This window comes from Citrobacter sp. RHB21-C05, assembly GCF_013889015.1.
Lineage (GTDB): Bacteria > Pseudomonadota > Gammaproteobacteria > Enterobacterales > Enterobacteriaceae > Citrobacter_A > Citrobacter_A sedlakii.
This window is the reverse complement of record NZ_CP057611.1, coordinates 2,430,825-2,452,998: the sequence shown is the minus strand read 5'-3', so window position 1 is coordinate 2,452,998 and position 22,174 is coordinate 2,430,825. Positions and strand designations below refer to the sequence as shown.

Genomic DNA, 22,174 nt, shown 5'->3' with positions numbered 1-22,174 from the left:
TAAATATCGAAACTTTGTATGTGATCTTGCGTATGGGTCACCACTGCAAATAAGGACATAACATGCCTGTTATTACTCTTCCTGATGGCAGTCAACGCCATTACGACCACGCTGTAAGCCCCATGGATGTTGCCCTGGATATCGGTCCGGGTCTGGCAAAAGCTACCATCGCTGGCCGTGTTAACGGTGAACTGGTGGATGCTTCCGATCTGATCGAAAATGACGCTTCGCTGTCTATCATCACCGCGAAAGATGAAGAAGGGCTGGAGATCATTCGTCACTCCTGCGCGCACCTGCTGGGCCATGCGATCAAACAACTCTGGCCAAATACCAAAATGGCGATTGGCCCGGTTGTCGACAATGGTTTCTATTATGACGTTGATCTTGACCGCACCCTGACCCAGGAAGATGTCGACGCGCTCGAGAAGCGGATGCACGAGCTTGCGGAGAAAAACTACGACGTCATCAAGAAAAAAGTGAGCTGGCACGAAGCGCGCGAAACCTTTGTGAAACGCGGCGAGCCGTACAAAGTCTCTATTCTTGATGAGAACATTGCTCATGACGATCAGCCTGGCCTGTATCATCATGAAGAATATATTGATATGTGCCGCGGTCCGCACGTGCCGAATATGCGTTTCTGCCATCACTTTAAACTGATGAAAACCGCGGGCGCATACTGGCGTGGCGACAGCGACAATAAGATGCTGCAGCGTATTTACGGTACCGCATGGGCAGATAAAAAAGCCCTTAATGCGTACCTGCAACGTCTGGAAGAAGCGGCGAAACGCGACCATCGTAAAATCGGTAAGCAGCTCGACCTCTACCATATGCAGGAAGAGGCGCCGGGCATGGTGTTCTGGCATAACGACGGCTGGACCATCTTCCGTGAACTGGAAGTTTTCGTCCGCTCCAAGCTGAAAGAGTACCAGTATCAGGAAGTGAAAGGTCCGTTTATGATGGACCGCGTGCTGTGGGAAAAAACCGGGCACTGGGAAAACTATAAAGATGCGATGTTCACGACCTCGTCTGAGAACCGTGAATACTGCATCAAGCCGATGAACTGCCCGGGGCACGTTCAGATTTTCAACCAGGGCCTGAAGTCCTACCGCGATCTGCCTCTGCGTATGGCGGAATTCGGTAGCTGCCATCGTAACGAACCGTCAGGCGCGCTGCATGGTCTGATGCGTGTGCGTGGTTTTACGCAGGATGATGCGCACATCTTCTGTACCGAAGAGCAGATCCGCGATGAAGTTAACGCCTGTATTCGTATGGTCTACGATATGTACAGCACGTTTGGCTTCGAGAAGATCGTTGTCAAACTTTCCACTCGTCCTGAAAAACGTATCGGCAGCGACGAAATGTGGGATCGTGCTGAGGCGGACCTGGCGGTGGCGCTGGAAGAAAACAACATCCCGTTTGAGTATCAACTGGGTGAAGGCGCCTTCTACGGTCCGAAAATTGAATTTACTTTGTATGACTGCCTCGATCGTGCGTGGCAGTGCGGAACTGTACAGCTGGACTTCTCACTGCCGTCCCGTCTGAGCGCGTCCTATGTCGGCGAAGACAACGAGCGTAAAGTGCCGGTGATGATTCACCGCGCCATTCTTGGGTCAATGGAACGTTTTATCGGTATCCTGACCGAAGAGTTCGCTGGCTTCTTCCCGACCTGGTTGGCGCCGGTTCAGGTCGTGGTGATGAACATCACCGATTCACAGTCTGAATACGTTAACGAATTGACGCAGAAACTACAAAATGCGGGCATTCGTGTAAAAGCAGACTTGAGAAATGAGAAGATTGGCTTTAAAATCCGCGAGCACACTTTACGTCGTGTCCCTTATATGTTGGTCTGCGGTGACAAAGAGGTGGAAGCTGGCAAAGTGGCCGTTCGCACCCGCCGTGGTAAAGACCTGGGCAGCCTGGACGTAAATGAAGTGATCGAGAAGCTGCAACAAGAGATTCGCAGCCGCAGTCTTCAACAACTGGAGGAATAAGGTATTAAAGGCGGAAAACGAGTTCAAACGGCACGTCCGAATCGTATCAATGGCGAGATTCGCGCCCAGGAAGTTCGCTTAACAGGTCTGGAAGGTGAGCAACTGGGAATTGTGAGTCTGAGAGAAGCGATCGAAAAGGCTGAAGAGGCTGGAGTAGATTTAGTTGAAATCAGCCCTAACGCCGAACCGCCAGTTTGTCGTATCATGGACTACGGCAAGTTCCTTTATGAAAAGAGTAAGTCTTCTAAGGAACAGAAGAAGAAGCAGAAAGTTATCCAGGTGAAGGAAATTAAATTCCGCCCTGGTACTGATGAAGGTGACTATCAGGTAAAACTCCGCAGCCTGATTCGCTTTCTCGAAGATGGCGATAAGGCCAAAATCACGCTGCGTTTCCGCGGTCGTGAGATGGCCCACCAGCAAATCGGTATGGAAGTGCTTAATCGCGTGAAAGACGATTTGCAAGAACTGGCAGTGGTCGAATCCTTCCCATCGAAGATCGAAGGCCGCCAGATGATTATGGTGCTCGCTCCTAAGAAGAAACAGTAAGGCCTTCAAGTAACCATTTCTGTGAAGCCTTCGGGCTTCACAGATTTTGTTCGCCCTACGTTTCGTTTAATTAACAATGCGAAGTGGAAGTTATTAAGATGCCAAAAATTAAGACCGTACGCGGTGCTGCTAAGCGCTTCAAAAAAACCGGTAAAGGTGGCTTTAAGCACAAGCATGCTAACCTGCGTCACATTCTGACCAAAAAAGCGACCAAACGTAAACGTCACCTGCGTCCGAAAGCCATGGTTTCCAAAGGCGATCTGGGCCTGGTTATTGCGTGCCTGCCGTACGCATAAGCCGTTAACGATTTTTTTAACTTTTTTACGCCCAATCGACGCGCTTCAACGCCAGGCAATTCAGGTCCTGGGTTGACAGCGGTAAAGGGCAAATCAGAATAGATACAGGAGAGCAACATGGCTCGCGTAAAACGTGGTGTAATTGCACGTGCACGTCACAAGAAAATTTTGAAACAAGCGAAAGGCTACTACGGTGCGCGTTCTCGCGTATACCGCGTTGCCTTCCAGGCTGTTATCAAAGCAGGTCAGTACGCTTACCGTGACCGTCGTCAGCGTAAGCGTCAGTTCCGTCAACTGTGGATTGCGCGTATCAACGCAGCAGCACGTCAGAACGGTATTTCTTACAGCAAATTCATCAACGGCCTGAAAAAAGCCTCTGTTGAAATCGACCGTAAGATCCTGGCTGACATCGCCGTATTCGACAAAGTAGCGTTCAGCGCGCTGGTTGAAAAAGCGAAAGCAGCTCTGGCATAAGCCAGTGAAAAGAGGGAGCCTGGCTCCCTCTCTTTTATTTGTAATATCGTCAATGAGTTGACAATTCATCCGTAACCCTTTTCAATAAAGGTTCTCCGGTTTTTACCCTACAAGGTAACGCAAGCATGAATGCTGCTATTTTCCGCTTCTTTTTTTACTTTAGCACCTGACTCCAGGAGGCTAGCGCGTGAAAGAAGAAACGAAAAACAGCGCATAAAGCCTCCCTGGTGGAGGCTTTTTTTATACGCTTTATCCTTCAAGTTGTCGTTGTGTTGGCTGCATTCGCTCACCCCAGGCACGTACTGATGTACGCTTCTGAGGATTCGCTCTCTTGCCGCGTGACTCGGCTTGCAGCCTCGCCCTGTGGGGGCAGCGCAAGCGCTGTTAAAACACTTACGTGTTTTGTGATACAACCTGAATGATTTTGCGTATAGACGAGCGACTTATGATTATCGCCACATAATGAGGAAAACCATGTCACATCTCGCAGAGCTGGTTGCCAGTGCGAAGGCAGCCATTAACCAGGCGTCAGATGTTGCCGCGTTAGACAATGTACGCGTCGAATATTTGGGCAAAAAAGGGCACCTGACCCTTCAAATGACGACCCTGCGTGAACTGCCTCCTGAGGAGCGTCCTGCAGCCGGTGCGGTTATTAACGAAGCGAAAGAGCAGGTGCAGCAGGCGCTGAACGCGCGCAAGGCGGATCTGGAAAATGCGGCGCTGAATGCGCGTCTGGCGGCAGAAACGATTGACGTGTCGCTGCCTGGTCGTCGTATCGAAAACGGCGGCCTGCATCCGGTAACCCGTACCATCGACCGTATCGAAAGTTTCTTTGGCGAGCTGGGTTTTACGGTGGCGACGGGGCCCGAGATTGAAGATGACTATCATAACTTTGACGCCCTGAATATTCCGGGCCACCACCCGGCGCGTGCTGACCACGATACGTTCTGGTTTGATGCCACCCGTTTACTGCGCACCCAGACCTCCGGCGTGCAGATTCGCACCATGAAAGAGCAGCAGCCGCCGATCCGTATTATCGCGCCGGGCCGTGTGTATCGTAACGACTACGATCAGACCCACACCCCGATGTTCCATCAGATGGAAGGCTTGATTGTCGATACCAACATCAGCTTTACCAACCTGAAAGGGACGCTGCACGACTTCCTGCGTAACTTCTTTGAAGAAGATCTGCAAATTCGCTTCCGCCCGTCCTATTTTCCGTTCACCGAGCCTTCCGCCGAAGTTGACGTGATGGGCAAAAACGGCAAATGGCTGGAAGTCCTGGGCTGCGGCATGGTGCATCCGAACGTGCTGCGCAATGTCGGTATCGACCCGGAAATCTATTCCGGTTTCGCGTTTGGCATGGGGATGGAACGTCTGACCATGCTGCGTTACGGTGTCACCGACTTACGCGCCTTCTTCGAAAACGATCTGCGTTTCCTCAAACAGTTTAAATAAGGGCAGGACAACATAATGAAATTCAGTGAACTGTGGTTACGCGAGTGGGTTAACCCGGCAATCGACAGCGACGCGCTGTCGAATCAAATCACCATGGCCGGCCTGGAAGTTGACGGTGTTGAAGCGGTGGCTGGCGCGTTTAACGGCGTGGTTGTTGGTGAAGTGGTTGAGTGCGGCCAGCACCCGAATGCAGACAAACTGCGCGTAACAAAAGTGAACGTGGGCGGCGAACGTCTGCTGGATATTGTTTGCGGGGCGCCAAACTGCCGTCAGGGGCTCAAAGTGGCGGTCGCGACAATTGGCGCGGTGCTGCCGGGCGACTTCAAAATTAAAGCGGCAAAACTGCGTGGCGAACCGTCCGAAGGGATGCTGTGTTCATTCTCTGAACTGGGCATTTCCGACGACCATAGCGGCATTATCGAACTGCCCGCGGATGCGCCGATCGGAACCGATATTCGCGAATACCTGAAACTCGATGATAACACCATCGAAATTAGCGTAACGCCCAACCGTGCCGACTGTTTAGGCATCATTGGCGTCGCCCGCGACGTGGCGGTACTGAATAAAGCGCCGCTGGTTGAGCCTGAAATTGCTCCGGTGGCGGCGACCGTCAGCGATGTGCTGCCGATTACCGTAGAAGCGGCCGACGCATGCCCGCGCTATCTGGGTCGAGTGGTGAAAGGCATCAACGTTAAAGCGCCTACGCCGCTGTGGATGAAGGAAAAACTGCGTCGTTGTGGTATTCGCTCCATCGACGCGGTGGTTGACGTCACTAACTATGTGCTGCTCGAACTGGGCCAGCCAATGCATGCTTTCGACAAAGATCGCATTGAAGGCGGCATTGTTGTCCGGATGGCGAAAGAAGGCGAAACCCTGGTGCTGCTGGACGGGACCGAAGCGACGCTGAGCGCGGACACGCTGGTTATTGCCGACCACCATAAGGCCTTGGCCATGGGCGGTATTTTCGGCGGCGAGCATTCCGGCGTGAACGATGAAACGCAAAATGTGCTGCTGGAATGTGCTTTCTTCAGCCCGCTGTCGATCACTGGCCGCGCGCGTCGTCATGGCCTGCACACCGATGCCTCTCATCGCTATGAGCGCGGCGTCGATCCGGCTTTGCAGTATAAAGCGATGGAGCGTGCGACCCGCCTGCTGATCGACATTTGCGGCGGTGAGGCTGGTCCGGTTATTGACGTGACGAACGATGCGACGCTGCCGAAGCGCGCCACGATCACTCTGCGCCGGAGCAAGCTGGATCGCCTGATTGGCCATCATATTGCTGACGAACAGGTCAGCGATATTCTGCGTCGTCTCGGTTGCGAAGTAACCGAAGGCGAGGGCGAGTGGCAGGCCGTTGCGCCGAGCTGGCGCTTCGACATGGAGATCGAAGAAGATCTGGTAGAAGAAGTCGCACGCGTGTACGGCTACAACAATATTCCTGACGAACCGGTTCAGGCTGGTCTGATCATGGGAACGCACCGTGAAGCGGATTTGTCGCTTAAACGCGTGAAAACGTTGCTCAACGACAAAGGCTATCAGGAAGTTATTACCTACAGCTTTGTGGATCCAAAAGTACAACAGTTGATTCACCCGGCTGAAGAAGCGTTGCTGCTGCCAAGCCCCATTTCTGTCGACATGTCCGCGATGCGTCTGTCGCTGTGGACCGGGCTGTTAGCCACGGTAGTGTATAACCAGAATCGTCAGCAGAACCGCGTGCGCATCTTTGAAAGCGGTCTGCGCTTCGTGCCGGACACCCAGGCGAACCTTGGGATTCGACAGGACCTGATGCTGGCTGGCGTTATCTGCGGCAACCGTTACGATGAACACTGGAACCTGGCAAAAGAGACCGTTGATTTCTATGATTTGAAAGGCGATCTGGAAGCCGTGCTGGATCTCACCGGTAAGCTCGGCGATGTGCAGTTCAAAGCCGAAGCGAATCCGGCGCTGCATCCGGGACAGTCTGCAGCGATTTATCTGAAAGGTGAACGCATTGGTTTCATTGGCGTTGTTCATCCGGAGCTGGAACGTAAGCTCGATCTCAACGGGCGTACGCTGGTGTTTGAACTGGAGTGGAACAAGCTTGCAGACCGCGTGGTGCCTCAGGCGCGTGAGATTTCTCGCTTCCCGGCAAACCGCCGCGACATCGCCGTGGTGGTCGCAGAAAACGTTCCCGCTGCAGATGTTTTATCCGAATGTAAGAAAGTTGGCGTAAATCAGGTAGTTGGCGTAAACTTATTTGACGTGTACCGTGGTAAGGGTGTTGCGGAGGGGTATAAGAGCCTCGCCATTAGCCTGATCCTTCAGGATACCAGCCGTACACTCGAAGAAGAGGAGATTGCCGCTACCGTCGCCAAATGTGTAGAGGCATTAAAAGAGCGATTCCAGGCATCATTGAGGGATTGAACCTATGGCGCTTACAAAAGCTGAAATGTCAGAATATCTGTTTGATAAGCTTGGGCTTAGCAAGCGGGATGCCAAAGAACTGGTCGAACTGTTTTTCGAAGAGATCCGTCGTGCTCTGGAAAACGGTGAGCAGGTAAAACTCTCTGGTTTTGGTAATTTCGATCTGCGTGATAAGAATCAACGTCCGGGACGTAACCCGAAAACGGGTGAAGATATTCCCATTACAGCAAGGCGCGTGGTGACCTTCAGACCCGGACAGAAGTTAAAGAGCCGGGTTGAAAACGCTTCGCCCAAAGACGAGTGATCAGAACCGTCTTAAATAACAAAAAAGGCCGCAATGCGGCCTTTTTTCTTTTCTGTCCTCGCGCAGCACCGTAGAATCAATCACATCCTTTGCAGCTGAATGGAAAACATGCTGACTTTTGCCCGTCAACAACAGCGACAGAATGTACGCTGGCTCCTGAGTCTTACAGTACTGATGGTACTGGCGCTGCTTTTAAGCCTGTGTGCGGGAGAACAGTGGATTTGGCCTGCTGACTGGCTGACCCCGCGTGGTGAACTGTTTGTCTGGCAGATCCGCCTGCCGCGTACCCTGGCGGTGCTGTTGGTGGGCGCTGCGCTGGCGCTCTCCGGCGCGGTGATGCAGGCTTTATTCGAAAACCCTCTTGCGGAGCCCGGATTGCTGGGCGTGTCGAATGGCGCTGGCGTTGGACTGATTGCAGCTGTTCTGTTGGGTCAGGGAACGTTGCCGCAGTGGTCGTTAGGTCTTTGCGCCATTGCCGGGGCACTGATCATCACACTGATTCTCCTGCGCTTTGCTCGCCGCCATCTCTCCACCAGCCGCCTGCTGCTTGCCGGGGTCGCGCTGGGAATTATCTGCAGCGCCCTGATGACCTGGGCCATCTATTTTTCTACCTCTTTTGATCTTCGCCAGTTGATGTACTGGATGATGGGGGGATTTGGCGGCGTGGACTGGGGACAGTCATGGCTGATGCTGGCGCTGGTGCCGGTTCTGCTCTGGATCTGCTGTCAGTCCCAGCCTATGAATATGCTGGCGCTGGGCGAAATCTCGGCCCGCCAATTGGGATTACCGCTGTGGTTTTGGCGTAATCTGCTGGTGGTGGCGACAGGCTGGATGGTTGGCGTGAGCGTCGCGCTGGCAGGGGCGATTGGTTTTATTGGTCTGGTGATCCCGCATATTTTACGGTTATGCGGATTAACCGATCATCGCGTGCTTCTGCCCGGTTGCGCGCTGGCGGGCGCCATTGCGCTATTACTGGCCGATGTGGTTGCGCGTCTGGCGCTGGCTTCCGCCGAGCTGCCTATCGGCGTCGTCACCGCCACGCTTGGCGCGCCGGTCTTTATCTGGTTACTGTTGAAAGCTGGACGATAGACCTTGCATGACGAACTATGCTTAAAAGCTGGCATTGAAATCACTCACTTTCTGGAGACGCTATGCAAGACTCGATTCTGAATACTGAAGTCACGACGATTGATGGGGACGTTATCTCGTTGGAGAAATATGCCGGTAATGTGTTGCTGGTGGTCAACGTGGCCTCTAAATGCGGGCTGACGCCGCAGTACGAGCAACTGGAGAATATTCAGAAAGCCTGGGCTGACCGGGGGGTTCTGGTGCTGGGATTCCCGTGCAATCAGTTTCTCGGCCAAGAGCCAGGCAGCGAACAAGAGATCAAAACCTGGTGTGCCGCGACATGGGGCGTGACGTTTCCGATGTTCAGTAAAATTGAGGTTAACGGAGAAGGGCGGCATCCCCTGTACCAGAAACTGATTGCCGCTGCGCCAACCGCAGTGGCCCCGGAAAACAGCGGCTTCTATGAGCGCATGGCAAGCAAAGGACGCGCGCCGCTTTATCCGGACGATATTTTATGGAATTTCGAAAAATTTCTCGTGGGCAGGGACGGAAAGGTGGTCCAGCGTTTTTCACCTGATATGACGCCTGAAGATCCTATCGTAATGGAAAGTATCAAAATCGCACTGGCAAAATAATGTCTTCACTGATGCAGCTACAGGATGTCGCCGACACCACCCGGCTTGGCCCACTGAGTGCGGAAGTTCGCGCCGGGGAGATCCTTCACCTTGTGGGGCCAAATGGCGCCGGAAAAAGTACGTTGCTGGCGCGTATGGCGGGACTTACCACCGGCTCAGGTCATATCAACTTTGGCGGCGAAGCGCTGGCGTCCTGGCCCGCGAACAGGCTGGCGCGCCATCGGGCATATCTGGCGCAGCAGCAGAATCCTCCTTTTGCAATGCCGGTATGGCATTTTCTGACGCTGCATCAGGCTGACAAATCGTATACTCATCAGCTTCATCAGGTGGCGGCGTCGCTGGGGCTGGAAGATAAGCTCGGACGGAATGCGAATCAGCTTTCGGGCGGGGAATGGCAGCGCGTACGTCTGGCCGCGGTTATCCTGCAAATTGCCCCGGAAACCAATCCGCAGGGACAATTGCTGCTGCTGGACGAGCCCATGAACAGTCTTGACGTCGCGCAGCAGAATGCGCTGGATCGTATTCTGAGCGCCCTGTGCGCGCAGGGCATCGCTATTGTGATGAGCAGCCACGATCTCAATCATACGCTGCGTCATGCGCATCGAGCCTGGTTGCTTAAGGGAGGGAAACTGCTCGCCAGCGGACCGCGCGATGAGGTCATGACCCCGGCGAATTTGGCGCGCGCTTACGGTCTGAATTTCCGCCGTCTGGACATTGAGGGCCACCGAATGCTTATTTCCACGACGTAAACGACACGGCGTCTTGAAAAACGGGGCAAATACCCGCTAAATTGGTACAAGAATAAAAAAACAGAGGATTCGTCCTGAATGCGTTTCTGGTTTCTTCTTTTTACAGCACTGGTTCTGGCAGGATGCAGTAGCCACCGGGCGCCGCCGCCAAACGCCCGGCTTTCAGACTCCATTACCGTGATAGCCGGGCTAAACGATCAGCTTCGGACGTGGCGCGGTACGCCGTATCGTTATGGCGGGATGAGCCGTCGCGGCGTCGATTGTTCCGGATTTGTCCTCATGACGATGCGCGATCAATTCGCGTTACAACTGCCGCGCGATACGCGGCAACAGGCCAAAATTGGCACCAAAATTGATAAAGACGACCTGCTGCCAGGCGACCTCGTCTTTTTTAAAACCGGTTCAGGGGACAGCGGGTTGCATGTGGGTATTTATGATACCGACGGTCAGTTTATTCATGCTTCCACCAGCCGTGGCGTGATGCGATCATCGTTGGATAATGTCTATTGGCGAAAAAACTTTTGGCAAGCGCGACGAATCTGACGTCGTTAATGCCTGGCTGTCATTAACGGTATACTCTCCGGTTATTACAGAAAAAAGAATAAAACTGAATTAGCGTATATAATATCGCTAGCCGAATACAAAGGAACCGGATTCCGGGTAAAAAGGACATGATGAACGTTTCCCCGTTAGCAGCAGAAAAGACGTGCGTTCACGTCCTTTGTATCAGGTTGCCGTATCACTCCCTGACTGAGGGGCGGACCTGATGGACGTCACGCTGGATAATATTTATCATTCTGAACTTTATTTTCTCCCCGCCCGAAATGTACAACGAAAACTTATCGGTCTGGAAGTGACCGCGAACTTTGGCAGCGATGACGGCAAGGTGCGCTTTCCGACAGAACTGGTATTACCGCGACTTTCGCCTGACGAACAGTGCCAGTTATTTGCAGAAAAACTGGCGCTACTGGAAACCTGCCAACACTTTTTTATTCAGCATAAACTGATCGCATGGATTAATATCACCCCGGCAATCGTACCGTTATTATTAATCAATACGTCACGGTTGCAGGCCATCAAACGTTTTTCATTTATTGAACTCACCCTTAATGAAAGTTTTCCCGCACTCGCGGCAGGGAAAGCGGATCCGGCGCTTGCCGCCCTGGCCGAACGTTTCCCCCTGGTACTTGCCAACTTTGGCGCCGGGGAGAGTTCGACGAAAGCCATATTTGAGGGATTATTTAAACGTGTCGCCCTCGACCGTGGTTTTGTGCAGCGACGCGCAATGAGCCTTTCATTCGACCCCTTTATGCGGGCAATAGTGACGCAAATTTCGCCTTATTGCGACTCTTTGTTGATAGCCGGGATCGATAGCGAGGAACTGCTGACACGCATCACGCCTTTTGGTTTCGGTGGGATGCAGGGCGCGCTGTGGCCTGCCGTCACGGCGGATCAGGTGACCCGCTTAATTCAGGGATAACCCCTCGGTTTGCTGGTGTTTAGGATGGCGTTAACCGACTACACTACAGACAGGAGGCCCTATGACCCTGTCTTTTACAGCCCGCTGGCATGATGAATTGCCGGCAACGTATACCGCACTTTCTCCGACGCCGCTGACCCATTCCCGGCTGATATGGCATAACGACGCCCTGGCCCAACAGCTGAATATTCCTGCTGCGCTGTTCAGTACCGACCGTCCCGCAGGCGTATGGGGGGGCGAGACGTTGCTGCCGGGTATGTCGCCGCTGGCGCAGGTGTACAGTGGCCATCAGTTCGGCGTATGGGCCGGGCAGCTCGGCGACGGGCGTGGCATTCTGCTTGGCGAACAGTTACTCGCCGATGGCAGCACCGTGGACTGGCATCTTAAGGGGGCGGGCCTGACGCCGTATTCACGTATGGGCGACGGGCGTGCAGTGCTGCGCTCAACCATTCGTGAAAGCCTCGCCAGCGAAGCGATGCACTATTTGGGCATTCCAACTACCCGGGCGCTCACCATCGTCACCAGCGACACACCGGTTTATCGCGAGACGGTGGAAGCTGGCGCAATGCTGGTACGTGTGGCGCAAAGTCATATGCGCTTCGGCCATTTTGAACATTTTTATTATCGCCGTGAGCCAGAAAAGGTTCAGCAACTTGCCGACTTCGCCATTCGCCATTATTGGCCGCATCTGCGTGACGAGAACGACAAATATGTCCTTTGGTTCCGGGATGTGGTGAGCTGTACCGCGACGCTTATCGCCGACTGGCAAACAGTAGGCTTTGCGCATGGTGTGATGAATACCGATAACATGTCGATTCTGGGACTGACGATGGATTATGGTCCGTTCGGTTTTCTGGATGATTACGACCCGGGGTTTATCTGTAACCATTCCGATCACCAGGGGCGTTACCGCTTTGACAATCAGCCTGCGGTGGGTCTGTGGAACCTCCAGCGCCTCGCCCAGAGCCTGTCGCCGTTTATTCACGTTGATGCGCTGAATGAGGCGCTGGATACCTATCAGCAGGCATTGTTAACGCGCTATGGTCAGCGGATGCGTCAGAAGCTCGGCTTTTTGAGTGAACAGAAAGAAGATAACGAGCTGTTGAATGCGTTGTTTGGACTGATGGCGCGTGAAAAAAGCGATTACAGCCGAACGTTCCGTATGTTAAGCGTCACCGAACAGCGGAGTGCCGCTTCACCGCTGCGCGATGAGTTTATCGATCGTGACGCGTTCGACGCCTGGTACACGCGTTACCGAACACGTCTGCAACTAGACGGCGTAGATGATGCCACCCGCCAGGCGTCGATGCAGAGCGTGAATCCCGCTGTCGTGTTGCGTAACTGGCTCGCGCAGCGGGCCATCGACGCGGCAGAAAAGGGGGAGATGGACGAACTGCATCGTTTACATGACGTACTGCGCCATCCTTTCAACGACCGTAACGACGACTATACCCACCGCCCGCCAGACTGGGGACGGCGACTGGAGATCAGTTGTTCCAGCTAACGGTTAAATCGCCCGTATACGCAAAACGTGTCGGGCGTTTGCCATTACTTGGTCAGTAATAATTTCCCCGCCTGCGTTTTGCGCAGCAAGTACTCTTGTCCATTATGATCAATGATAACTTTACCGTCTTCTCCCAGCAGGTTCTGGCTACTGATTTTGCGAAGCGGCGTGTGAGAAGGGGTGATGCTTTCTCTTTCCTTAGGGTGAGAAGAGTCAAAGGTATCCATAGATGACATTGCGCGTGAATTAATAATAATTAATGTAACAATGATTATTATTATCAATAATATACCCGACGACGACAAGTGATAAATCAGGGGAGGAGCGAAAAAATGCGAGCAAGCGCCCATTCCGGGGGGAATGGGCAAGGGGGGGTCAGAAGCGGCTGTCTACCGCCGAGGCGAGTTTATCGAGCAGCCGTTCGGTATCTTCCCAGTTGAGGCAGGGATCGGTAATTGACTGACCGTAAACCAGCGGCTGTCCGCTGACGATTTTTTGCGTGCCTTCACGCAAGAAACTTTCCGCCATAATCCCGGCGATGGCCGTAGAGCCATTACGAATCTGTTGGCAAACATCATCGCAAACGTCCAATTGACGACGATGCTGTTTCTGACAGTTACCGTGGCTGAAATCGACGACCAGATGTTCGGGCAGGTCGAATTCATGTAGCGTATCGCAGGCGGCGGCGATATCGTCCGCGTGATAGTTCGGCTTCTTCCCGCCACGCATGATGATATGGCCGTACGGGTTGCCGCTGGTCTGATAAATGGTCATCTGACCGGTTTTATCCGGTGACAGGAACATATGGCTGGCGCGGGAGGCGCGAATAGCGTCCACCGCGATCCGCGTATTGCCGTCAGTGCCATTTTTAAAGCCCACCGGGCAGGAGAGCGCCGAGGCCATCTCGCGGTGGATCTGGCTTTCTGTGGTTCGCGCGCCGATCGCCCCCCAGCTAATCAGGTCGGCAATAAATTGTCCGGTCACCATATCCAGAAATTCCGTGGCGGTGGGGACGCCCAGCTCATTCACCTGGAGCAGCAGCTTGCGCGCCAGCTCAAGGCCGTGATTCACACGGTAGCTGCCGTTGAGGTCGGGATCGGAAATCAGGCCCTTCCAGCCCACGACGGTGCGTGGTTTTTCAAAATAGGTGCGCATGACGATTTCCAGACGCGCCTGATGCTTGTCACGCAACGTCTGCAAGCGGGTGGCATATTCCATGGCGGCGTCAAGATCGTGGATCGAGCAGGGACCGACAATGGCCAGCAGGCGGCGATCTTCGCCATTCAAAATTTTTTCAATCCGGCGGCGGGCGTCGGTAACGTGACGGGCGACGGCGGCGGAAACGGGATGCCGGTGCGCAAGTTCAGCGGGCGTTACCAGACTGTCTATCCGCGCGGTACGCAGTTCATCGGTTCTGTTCATGACTTTTCTCAGAAATGGAGTGCTTCTACGGCAGGGGCCGGGAAGTGATGGGCACAACCTTAAACCAATCTCTGCCGAATTCAAGTGCGAGGTGTGTCACACCCCGCAAGCAGAACGGCATCATAGCAAAAAAACAAAACCAGTGAACTAGTTTATTAGTACATGCGGCGATTCAGCCCCATAATATCAAGGATCTTGGTGGCAATTTCTTCTACCGAGTAGTTGGTACTGTTCAGGCAGGGGATGTGGTTCTTACGGTAAAGGGCTTCCACTTCGGCAACCTCCATGCGGCACTGGCGCAGTGAGGCATAGCGGCTGTTCTCACGGCGCTCTTCGCGAATCGCCGCCAGACGCTCAGGCTCAATCGTCAGGCCGAACAGCTTATGCTGAAGGGGTTTCAGCGATGCGGGCAACATCAGATTATCCATATCGTCAGCAATAAAGGGGTAGTTTGCCGCGCGGATACCGAACTGCATCGCCAGATAAAGACTCGTCGGCGTTTTACCGCAGCGGGAGACGCCGAGCAGAATCACCTGTGCCTGATCGAGGTTGCGCAACGAAATACCGTCATCGTGGGCGAGGGTGTAATCAATCGCCGCGATGCGCGCGTCGTACTTGTTCAGGTTGCCAGGATTCAGCCCATGAGTACGATGGGCAATCGGCGTGGGATCGAGCTTCATCTCCTGCTGTAGCGGCGCAACCAGCGCCTGCACAATGTCCTGGCAAAAGCCTTCACTTTGCAGAATGATGGCGCGAATTTCGGGTAATACGATGGAATAAAACACCAGTGGCCGCACGCCCGTTTGCTGGAAAATCGCGTCGATTTGATCTTTCACCGCGCGAGCGCGGCTTTCATTTTCAACAAACGGCAGCGTAATGCTGCTAATCGTGACCGGGAATTGTGACATCACCGCATGGCCTAACACTTCGGCGGTGATCGCCGTTCCATCGGATATATAAAAGACATGACGATCTACAGCATTATCCATTTTGTCCTTCCTGAATAGCAGCGATAATTCTCTGAAAGCATAAATTAAAATTATCCTAAAGCGTAGGAAATTGCGCCCGAATTATAAAATGAAATGCTATTTTTATATTTTATGAAAAGCGCATTTCATTTTATGGAACGGATGTTTATACCGACAATTTCTGTGGAGATCCCATGTCGTACGCGGGTTTGCGCAAACGGGTAAACTGTCCGAAAAAATAAAAAATATATTTGCTTGAACGATTCACCGTTTTTTTCATCCGGTTAAGTATGCAAAGATAAATATGCAGTTAAGCGTTTCCTATACTCGTTCATTTATCACAAAAGGATTGTTCGATGTCCAACAATGGCTCGTCACCGCTGGTGCTTTGGTATAACCAACTCGGCATGAATGATGTAGACAGAGTTGGGGGCAAAAATGCCTCCCTGGGTGAAATGATTACTAACCTTTCCGGTATGGGTGTTTCCGTGCCGAATGGTTTTGCCACAACCGCCGATGCGTTTAATCAGTTTCTCGACCAAAGCGGTGTAAACCAGCGCATTTATGAACTGCTGGATAAAACGGATATTGATGATGTCTCCGCGCTGGCGAAGGCAGGTACGCAGATCCGCCAGTGGATTATCGACACTCCTTTCCAGCCAGAGCTGGAAAACGCCATCCGCGACGCTTACGCACAGCTTTCTGCGGATGACGACCAGGCTTCTTTTGCCGTGCGCTCCTCGGCGACGGCGGAAGATATGCCGGACGCCTCGTTTGCCGGCCAGCAGGAAACCTTCCTCAACGTCCAGGGCTTTGATGCGGTACTGGTGGCGGTGAAGCACGTCTTTGCTTCGCTGTTTAACGATCGCGCAATTTCATATCGCGTTCATCAGGGGTATGACCACCGTGGCGTGGCGCTCTCTGCGGGCGTTCAGCGCATGGTGCGTTCCGATCTCGCTTCGTCCGGGGTAATGTTCTCCATTGATACTGAATCCGGATTCGATCAGGTGGTGTTCATCACTTCCGCCTGGGGGCTTGGCGAGATGGTGGTGCAGGGCGCGGTGAACCCGGATGAATTCTACGTGCATAAACCGACGCTGGCGGCAAACCGCCCGGCGATTGTGCGCCGTACCATGGGCTCGAAAAAAATTCGCATGATCTATGCGCCGACTCAGGAGCATGGCAAGCAGGTCACTATCGAGGATGTGCCGCAGGAACAGCGTGACGTTTTCTCTCTGACGAATGAGGAAGTACAGGAACTGGCGAAGCAGGCGGTGCAGATCGAGAAACACTATGGTCGTCCGATGGACATCGAGTGGGCGAAAGACGGTCACACCGGCAAGCTGTTTATCGTACAGGCGCGCCCGGAAACTGTACGCTCCCGCGGTCAGGTGATGGAGCGCTACACGCTTCACGCGCAGGGCAAAATCATCGCCGAAGGCCGCGCCATTGGTCATCGCATCGGTGCGGGTACAGTGAAAGTCATCCATGACATCAGTGAGATGAACCGCATCCAGCCCGGCGACGTGCTGGTCACCGACATGACCGACCCGGACTGGGAACCGATCATGAAAAAAGCCGCGGCTATTGTTACCAACCGCGGCGGTCGAACCTGTCACGCGGCGATCATTGCCCGCGAACTGGGGATCCCGGCGGTCGTTGGCTGCGGTGATGCTACCGAGCGCATGAAGGATGATGAAAAGGTGACTGTTTCCTGTGCTGAAGGCGACACCGGCTATGTGTATGCTGATTTGCTCGACTTCAGCGTGAAAAGTTCCAGCGTCGATACGATGCCGGATCTGCCGCTGAAGGTGATGATGAACGTGGGTAACCCGGATCGCGCCTTTGACTTCGCTTGCCTGCCCAACGAAGGCGTTGGCCTTGCGCGTCTGGAATTTATCATTAACCGCATGATTGGCGTGCATCCCCGCGCGTTGCTGGAGTTTGACGATCAGGACCCCGCGCTTCAGAACGAAATCCGCGGGATGATGAAGGGCTTCGATTCCCCGCGTGAATTCTACGTGGGCCGCCTGACGGAAGGCATCGCCACGCTGGGGGCGGCGTTTTATCCGAAGCGCGTCATCGTGCGCCTGTCGGACTTTAAGTCTAACGAATACGCGAACCTGGTCGGCGGCGAGCGCTATGAGCCGGATGAAGAGAACCCGATGCTGGGCTTCCGCGGCGCAGGCCGTTACGTGTCGGATAGTTTCCGTGACTGCTTCGCGCTGGAATGTGAAGCGGTGAAACGCGTACGTAACGACATGGGATTGACCAACGTTGAGATCATGATTCCGTTCGTCCGGACCGTTGAACAGGCGAAAGCGGTAGTGGAGGAGCTGGAACGTCAGGGACTGAAGCGCGGCGAGAACGGGCTTAAGATCATCATGATGTGCGAGATCCCTTCCAACGCCCTGTTGGCAGAGCAGTTCCTGCAATACTTTGACGGCTTCTCCATCGGTTCAAACGATATGACGCAGCTGGCGCTGGGTCTGGATCGTGACTCCGGGGTGGTGTCTGAGCTGTTTGATGAGCGTAACGACGCGGTGAAAGCACTGCTGTCGATGGCGATTCGCGCAGCGAAGAAGCAGGGTAAATACGTCGGCATTTGCGGTCAGGGACCGTCCGACCATGAGGACTTTGCCGCCTGGCTGATGGAAGAAGGGATAGACAGCCTGTCGCTGAACCCGGACACCGTCGTTCAGACCTGGCTGAGTCTGGCCGAACTGAAGAAGTAAACGGAAGTCGGATGGCGGTTCGCCGCCATCCGTAACAGGCGCAATGTCTGCTCAGGCATTGTGCAAAATGGTTAACGCGGTGCGCAGGTCATGCACCGAAATCTGCCCCGGTGCCGAGGCTTTTTTCACCGCGCCAAACGTCGCGGCGGATCCAAACGTTTCTCCCGCCAGACGTGAAATCACACCGTCTTTTGCCATCGACATCGTAATCAAAGGCCGATCTGCATAGCGTTCGTGCATCTCCAGCGTCGCACTGAGCAGTGTCAACACATCCCGCGTGCTTTGCGGCATCACGGCGATTTTGGCAATGTCGGCGTCCAGCGCCTGCATTTTGCGTAAACGCTGGATAATCTCTTCAGCGGCGGGCGTCTTATTAAAATCATGATTAGACATCACCACCCGTATATCTCGCGCATGGGCATGGGTGACCAGGCGTTGTACCTGGGCATCGCCAGTGAACAGTTCCACGTCAATCATATCCACGCGCCCACTGTCTATGAAAGTCTGGTTCAGTGCGACATACGCTTCGGTAGAGATCGCCTGCTCACCGCCTTCTTGCGCGCTGCGGAAGGTACACAGCAGCGGCGTGTCAGGAAGCGCGTCACGGATAGCGCTGAGCGCGTCAAGAACCGCGTTTTTTTCGGTGATGGCTGTAAAATGGTCGGCGCGCCACTCAAGGATATCAAACTGCGCGTCGCGATAGGCCTGCGCCTCGGAACGCACGCTGTCGATATCTTTGCCCATCAGCGACACGATAATTTTTGGCATTCCTTCGCCAATCACAAGGTTTTTTACGGTTACGGTTTTCATTAAATACCTTTTATCAATTACGGAACCCGATCCGCCAGGCCACAGCCCCTTCGCCCGTCGTGCGATAAAGGCGCTAATGATTATTCGCTATCGCGAAGGAAAAAGGAAGAAAGCGTCGCGCTTTCGGCGCTGTAGTGCGGCAGCTCACATTAACCAAATAACGTAATAACGCTGTTTATTTCCGCAATTGTGACCTTTTCTTCTCCCTCCAATACTGAATTCTGCAACGTGTTCGGCAGTGTTAATGATATTCCTGGTTAATGGGGTATTTTCTGACATTAAGGCACAACAATGACAATAACCTCTGTTCTCTCTGCCCGCGATAAAATCGGTTACGGTCTTGGCGATATGGCCAGTGCGCTCCTGGGGATGGCGCTGTTACTGCTATTTTACAAACTCAACAGCCAAACCGCCGATCGCATTGCGCGTGAACTGGCGCGGAAGCGCGACCTCAACAACGCAGGGGAGAGTCTGTCCTCTCCCGCTCTGAATAACGCGATACAGGAGTAAACCAGGATGATCTATAAGGATGCAAATCGCCCGGTACAGGCGCGTGTCGCCGACCTGCTGGGACGTATGACGCCGGAAGAAAAATTTGCCCAGATGCACGCTTACTGGCTGGTGCTGTCGGAGGAGGGCCATCATCAGGAGCGTAGCGATATGAGCGATGAGTTTGCCGGCGTGAGTAAACAGGCGGCGTTGAATGAGCGACTGAAGATCGGCGTCGGGCAGATAACGCGTCCACTGGGTACGCATATTGTTGACGCGAAAACGGGGGTACGCGCCGCAAACCGCTTACAGAAAATGCTTGTAGAAGAAACGCGGCTGGGTATTCCGGCGTTGTTTCATGAAGAGTGTCTGGTTGGATTGCTGTGTAAGGGCGCCACACTGTTTCCTTCGTCGCTCAATTACGGATCGACGTGGGATCCCGAACTGGTGAGGCGCGCGGCCCGGCAGATCGGCCTTGAAGCGCGCGCGACCGGCTGCCGACAAGGACTGGCGCCGGTTCTGGATGTTTCACGCGATGTGCGGTGGGGAAGAACCGAAGAGACTTTTGGCGAAGATCCCTGGCTGGTTGGCGTTATGGGCTGCGCGTATGTCGCAGGGTTACAGGGCGAAAAGCGCGATCTGTTAGCCACCCTGAAGCATTATGTCGGTCACTCCTTCAGCGAAGGGGCCCGTAACCATGCGCCGGTACATTTGGGCTTCTGTGAACTGAACGATACGTTCCTGCTTCCCTTCGAAATGGCCGTGAAGCTGACCAATGCAGGCTCTGTGATGCCCGCCTACATGACATTGATAATCAACCCGGACACAGCGACGCTTTTTTGCTTACCACGCTGCTACGTGAGCAATGGGGATTTGACGGCATTATCGTGGCGGATTATGGCGGCGTAAGTTTATTGCATCAGCATCATGGCGTTTCTCACGATGCGGCGGAATCGGCGGCGCTGGCCTTTAATGCCGGACTGGATGTGGAGCTGCCAAAAGACGACTGCGCCCGCCATCTGGCGGAGGCGGTTGAACGGGGACTGATCGGTATGGCGAAAATTGATGAAATCGTTTCGCGCATTCTGACAGAAAAATTCCGCCTGGGCCTGTTTGAACAGCCTTATGCTGATGAAACGGCGCTTGCGTTACAGTCCGCGGGGACGCGCCAGATTGCCCGGGAAGTGGCAACCCGTTCGCTGACCCTGCTGGAAAATAACGGCATCCTGCCGTTGCAGGGGCAGCCGCGAATTGCGGTAGTGGGCCCAACGGCAGACGACCCGCTGGCGTTGCTCAGCGGCTACAGCTTCCCGGTGCATCTGATCATTAGCGATGAGATGGATAAGACCGCGCAGGTGACCACACCCCTTGCCGCGCTGCGTTGCTATTACGGTGAAGACGCTGTGCTGTATGCCAAAGGGTGTCATATCATTGAAAAACGGCTGGCAGGCGCCCCCGTATTTCCGGGCGACAGCAGCGGTAAGCCAATGCAGGCCTCGCCCGTTTCGTTCGACACGTCCCTTATTCCAGACGCAGTGAGCGCGGCCCAACGGAGTGAAGTGGTGATTGCCTGCGTTGGCGATCTGGCTGGCCTGTTTCAGAGCGGCACGGTAGGTGAAGGGTCCGATACTGATAGTCTTACTCTGCCCGGTGTTCAGCAGCTGTTGCTCGAGGCGCTGGTGGCGACCGGAAAACCCGTGGTGGTCGTGATGACCGGTGGCAGACCTTACAACCTGCAGGGGCTGGAGGATAAGATCGCTGCATTGCTAATGGCCTGGGCGCCGGGTCAGGAAGGAGGGTGGGCCATCGCCGACGTGTTGACCGGACGCGCTGAACCACAGGGAAGACTGGTGGTGAGCGTGCCGAAAAGCGCGGGCGCTATGCCATATTATTACAATCACAAATTGAAAAGTAGCGGAACACCGTTTGCCTTTCATTTTGGTTCCCGCTATCCCTTTGGCTATGGTAAGGGCTGGGGCGAGTTTTCCAGTGAAGCCGTCACTCTGTTGACCCCGGCGGTGGGAATGGATGGCGAAATTGCGATTGCGGTCACTGTAAGCAACGATGGGATACGCAGGGGAAGCGAGGTGATACAACTCTACGTTCGCGACAAAGTGGCTTCCATGGTCAGGCCGATAAAAGAACTGAAAGCCTTTCAGCGCGTAGAGCTGGATGCTGGCGCACGGGCGACGCTAACCTTTTATGTGCCTGTCGATATGCTCAATTTTACCCGCAGGGACGGCAAACGTGTGGTCGAGCCAGGCGAGTTTGAGCTGATGATCGGCAATTCCTCCGCCAGGATCTGGGAAAGCGCGACGGTGAACGTCTCGGGCGAAACGCGAGTCATGCCAGAGAACTGGCGGATGCTGAGCCGGTGTGAAGTGAGCTGTGTATAAACGGTTAACCATTCACCGTAACGAAGCGTGAGCAATGATAAAACGGCAGTTTGAAAGTACAGCTTATATTTTAGCAGTCTGTAGATACTTCAAAATTGCCGTTTTAATATTATTTCTCGATGTTCCTATCACAATTTCCTTTGAAGTAACTGATGTGATTTTAAGCATCTTTTATCAAGTCAATATATTCATGTAATAAATCGAATGGCTCTTCTTCTAGCATTAATTAATATATATATGGGTGCATTTTCTCAAAATGCGCGTTAAAAATAATTACACCGAATTTAATTTGATCTTGCGCATAAATTTTAGATTAAAAACAATTTTAAATGGTTTTTCTGGGTTGGGTTGTTTTTAAATGTGTATTTATATAACTTCTTGATTTTTAAATATTTAGTTGTGATTTTATTTTTCGATTAAAAGGTGTTTGCCTGGCGGCATATGAA

At 53.6% G+C, this 22,174-nt stretch carries 20 protein-coding genes, 1 pseudogene and 1 other annotated feature; of the genes and pseudogenes, 17 read left to right on the top strand and 4 right to left on the bottom strand.

The window, feature by feature from the left end; all coding sequences use genetic code 11:
- The first annotated feature begins 62 nt into the window (after positions 1-62).
- From thrS to selO, 14 genes are all read left to right on the top strand, one after another.
- Complete coding sequence (gene thrS, locus HVX72_RS11760; RefSeq protein ID WP_042287456.1) at positions 63-1,991, top strand: threonine--tRNA ligase; 1,929 nt, start codon at positions 63-65, stop codon at positions 1,989-1,991.
- Positions 1,992-1,994: 3 nt separating this feature from the next.
- Positions 1,995-2,537 carry a translation initiation factor IF-3 gene (infC, locus tag HVX72_RS11755; RefSeq protein ID WP_042287453.1) on the top strand — a complete coding sequence of 181 codons (543 nt, stop codon included), beginning with the start codon at positions 1,995-1,997 and terminating at the stop codon, positions 2,535-2,537.
- 98 nt (positions 2,538-2,635) lie between these two features.
- Positions 2,636-2,833, top strand: coding sequence for a 50S ribosomal protein L35 (gene rpmI, locus HVX72_RS11750; protein WP_001124225.1), 198 nt, complete (start codon positions 2,636-2,638; stop codon positions 2,831-2,833).
- A 117-nt stretch (positions 2,834-2,950) separates the two neighbouring features.
- Positions 2,951-3,307: a 50S ribosomal protein L20 gene (rplT, locus tag HVX72_RS11745; protein WP_000124849.1), complete on the top strand. Its 357-nt coding sequence runs from the start codon at positions 2,951-2,953 to the stop codon at positions 3,305-3,307.
- 120 nt (positions 3,308-3,427) lie between these two features.
- Positions 3,428-3,551, top strand: a sequence feature (Phe leader region).
- On the top strand, positions 3,433-3,477 hold the full coding sequence (gene pheM, locus HVX72_RS11740) for a pheST operon leader peptide PheM (RefSeq protein ID WP_001386830.1): 45 nt from the start codon (positions 3,433-3,435) through the stop codon (positions 3,475-3,477). (Overlaps the previous feature by 45 nt.)
- A gap of 230 nt (positions 3,552-3,781) precedes the next feature.
- Entirely contained in the window at positions 3,782-4,765 is a 984-nt protein-coding gene (pheS, locus tag HVX72_RS11735; protein ID WP_181821420.1) for a phenylalanine--tRNA ligase subunit alpha, read from the top strand.
- Positions 4,766-4,780: 15 nt separating this feature from the next.
- Positions 4,781-7,168: a phenylalanine--tRNA ligase subunit beta gene (pheT, locus tag HVX72_RS11730; RefSeq protein WP_060569667.1), complete on the top strand. Its 2,388-nt coding sequence runs from the start codon at positions 4,781-4,783 to the stop codon at positions 7,166-7,168.
- A gap of 4 nt (positions 7,169-7,172) precedes the next feature.
- Positions 7,173-7,472 carry an integration host factor subunit alpha gene (ihfA, locus tag HVX72_RS11725; protein WP_001229265.1) on the top strand — a complete coding sequence of 100 codons (300 nt, stop codon included), beginning with the start codon at positions 7,173-7,175 and terminating at the stop codon, positions 7,470-7,472.
- A 108-nt stretch (positions 7,473-7,580) separates the two neighbouring features.
- On the top strand, positions 7,581-8,561 hold the full coding sequence (gene btuC, locus HVX72_RS11720) for a vitamin B12 ABC transporter permease BtuC (RefSeq protein ID WP_042287445.1): 981 nt from the start codon (positions 7,581-7,583) through the stop codon (positions 8,559-8,561).
- A 62-nt stretch (positions 8,562-8,623) separates the two neighbouring features.
- Complete coding sequence (locus tag HVX72_RS11715; RefSeq protein ID WP_181821419.1) at positions 8,624-9,175, top strand: glutathione peroxidase; 552 nt, start codon at positions 8,624-8,626, stop codon at positions 9,173-9,175.
- Positions 9,175-9,924 carry a vitamin B12 ABC transporter ATP-binding protein BtuD gene (gene btuD, locus HVX72_RS11710; protein ID WP_181821418.1) on the top strand — a complete coding sequence of 250 codons (750 nt, stop codon included), beginning with the start codon at positions 9,175-9,177 and terminating at the stop codon, positions 9,922-9,924. The genes HVX72_RS11715 and btuD overlap by 1 nt, the downstream gene beginning before the upstream one ends.
- Before the next feature lie 78 nt (positions 9,925-10,002).
- A complete protein-coding gene (locus tag HVX72_RS11705; RefSeq protein WP_042287438.1) occupies positions 10,003-10,467 on the top strand; it encodes an NlpC/P60 family protein in 465 nt (154 codons plus the stop codon).
- Between the two features lie 223 nt (positions 10,468-10,690).
- Entirely contained in the window at positions 10,691-11,404 is a 714-nt protein-coding gene (locus HVX72_RS11700; protein WP_181821417.1) for an EAL domain-containing protein, read from the top strand.
- Positions 11,405-11,465: 61 nt separating this feature from the next.
- A complete protein-coding gene (gene selO, locus HVX72_RS11695) occupies positions 11,466-12,908 on the top strand; it encodes a protein adenylyltransferase SelO (RefSeq protein WP_181821416.1) in 1,443 nt (480 codons plus the stop codon).
- Positions 12,909-12,952: 44 nt separating this feature from the next.
- Here selO and hemP read toward each other — a convergent pair whose 3' ends face one another.
- The 3 genes from hemP to ppsR all read right to left on the bottom strand — a co-directional run bounded on the left by hemP (position 12,953) and on the right by ppsR (position 15,319).
- The gene (gene hemP / locus HVX72_RS11690; RefSeq protein WP_042287433.1) at positions 12,953-13,144 is read right to left on the bottom strand and encodes a hemin uptake protein HemP; all 192 of its coding nucleotides are present in this window, start codon (positions 13,142-13,144) and stop codon (positions 12,953-12,955) included.
- A gap of 139 nt (positions 13,145-13,283) precedes the next feature.
- Positions 13,284-14,330, bottom strand: coding sequence for a 3-deoxy-7-phosphoheptulonate synthase AroH (gene aroH / locus HVX72_RS11685; protein WP_042287430.1), 1,047 nt, complete (start codon positions 14,328-14,330; stop codon positions 13,284-13,286).
- A gap of 155 nt (positions 14,331-14,485) precedes the next feature.
- Positions 14,486-15,319, bottom strand: coding sequence for a posphoenolpyruvate synthetase regulatory kinase/phosphorylase PpsR (ppsR, locus tag HVX72_RS11680; RefSeq protein ID WP_042287427.1), 834 nt, complete (start codon positions 15,317-15,319; stop codon positions 14,486-14,488).
- Positions 15,320-15,654: 335 nt separating this feature from the next.
- On the opposite strand from ppsR, the gene ppsA reads away from it, so the two are divergent.
- Positions 15,655-18,033 carry a phosphoenolpyruvate synthase gene (gene ppsA / locus HVX72_RS11675; RefSeq protein WP_181821415.1) on the top strand — a complete coding sequence of 793 codons (2,379 nt, stop codon included), beginning with the start codon at positions 15,655-15,657 and terminating at the stop codon, positions 18,031-18,033.
- 51 nt (positions 18,034-18,084) lie between these two features.
- Here the strand turns inward: ppsA and aroD are convergent, their stop codons facing one another.
- The gene (gene aroD / locus HVX72_RS11670; protein WP_181821414.1) at positions 18,085-18,843 is read right to left on the bottom strand and encodes a type I 3-dehydroquinate dehydratase; all 759 of its coding nucleotides are present in this window, start codon (positions 18,841-18,843) and stop codon (positions 18,085-18,087) included.
- Between the two features lie 291 nt (positions 18,844-19,134).
- On the opposite strand from aroD, the gene HVX72_RS11665 reads away from it, so the two are divergent.
- The gene (locus HVX72_RS11665; protein WP_181823313.1) at positions 19,135-19,353 is read left to right on the top strand and encodes a hypothetical protein; all 219 of its coding nucleotides are present in this window, start codon (positions 19,135-19,137) and stop codon (positions 19,351-19,353) included.
- Between the two features lie 6 nt (positions 19,354-19,359).
- Positions 19,360-21,728, top strand: a pseudogene (locus HVX72_RS11660) (glycoside hydrolase family 3 N-terminal domain-containing protein).
- The last annotated feature ends 446 nt before the right edge of the window (positions 21,729-22,174 follow it).

Coding starts and splice junctions, on each gene's coding strand:
- thrS (WP_042287456.1), top strand. CDS start 63: ATGCCTGTTATTACTCTTCCTGATGGCAGTCAACGCCATTACGACCAC.
- rpmI (WP_001124225.1), top strand. CDS start 2,636: ATGCCAAAAATTAAGACCGTACGCGGTGCTGCTAAGCGCTTCAAAAAA.
- rplT (WP_000124849.1), top strand. CDS start 2,951: ATGGCTCGCGTAAAACGTGGTGTAATTGCACGTGCACGTCACAAGAAA.
- pheS (WP_181821420.1), top strand. CDS start 3,782: ATGTCACATCTCGCAGAGCTGGTTGCCAGTGCGAAGGCAGCCATTAAC.
- pheT (WP_060569667.1), top strand. CDS start 4,781: ATGAAATTCAGTGAACTGTGGTTACGCGAGTGGGTTAACCCGGCAATC.
- ihfA (WP_001229265.1), top strand. CDS start 7,173: ATGGCGCTTACAAAAGCTGAAATGTCAGAATATCTGTTTGATAAGCTT.
- btuC (WP_042287445.1), top strand. CDS start 7,581: ATGCTGACTTTTGCCCGTCAACAACAGCGACAGAATGTACGCTGGCTC.
- HVX72_RS11715 (WP_181821419.1), top strand. CDS start 8,624: ATGCAAGACTCGATTCTGAATACTGAAGTCACGACGATTGATGGGGAC.
- btuD (WP_181821418.1), top strand. CDS start 9,175: ATGTCTTCACTGATGCAGCTACAGGATGTCGCCGACACCACCCGGCTT.
- HVX72_RS11705 (WP_042287438.1), top strand. CDS start 10,003: ATGCGTTTCTGGTTTCTTCTTTTTACAGCACTGGTTCTGGCAGGATGC.
- HVX72_RS11700 (WP_181821417.1), top strand. CDS start 10,691: ATGGACGTCACGCTGGATAATATTTATCATTCTGAACTTTATTTTCTC.
- selO (WP_181821416.1), top strand. CDS start 11,466: ATGACCCTGTCTTTTACAGCCCGCTGGCATGATGAATTGCCGGCAACG.
- hemP (WP_042287433.1), bottom strand. CDS start 13,144: ATGTCATCTATGGATACCTTTGACTCTTCTCACCCTAAGGAAAGAGAA.
- aroH (WP_042287430.1), bottom strand. CDS start 14,330: ATGAACAGAACCGATGAACTGCGTACCGCGCGGATAGACAGTCTGGTA.
- ppsR (WP_042287427.1), bottom strand. CDS start 15,319: ATGGATAATGCTGTAGATCGTCATGTCTTTTATATATCCGATGGAACG.
- ppsA (WP_181821415.1), top strand. CDS start 15,655: ATGTCCAACAATGGCTCGTCACCGCTGGTGCTTTGGTATAACCAACTC.
- aroD (WP_181821414.1), bottom strand. CDS start 18,843: ATGAAAACCGTAACCGTAAAAAACCTTGTGATTGGCGAAGGAATGCCA.
- HVX72_RS11665 (WP_181823313.1), top strand. CDS start 19,135: ATGACAATAACCTCTGTTCTCTCTGCCCGCGATAAAATCGGTTACGGT.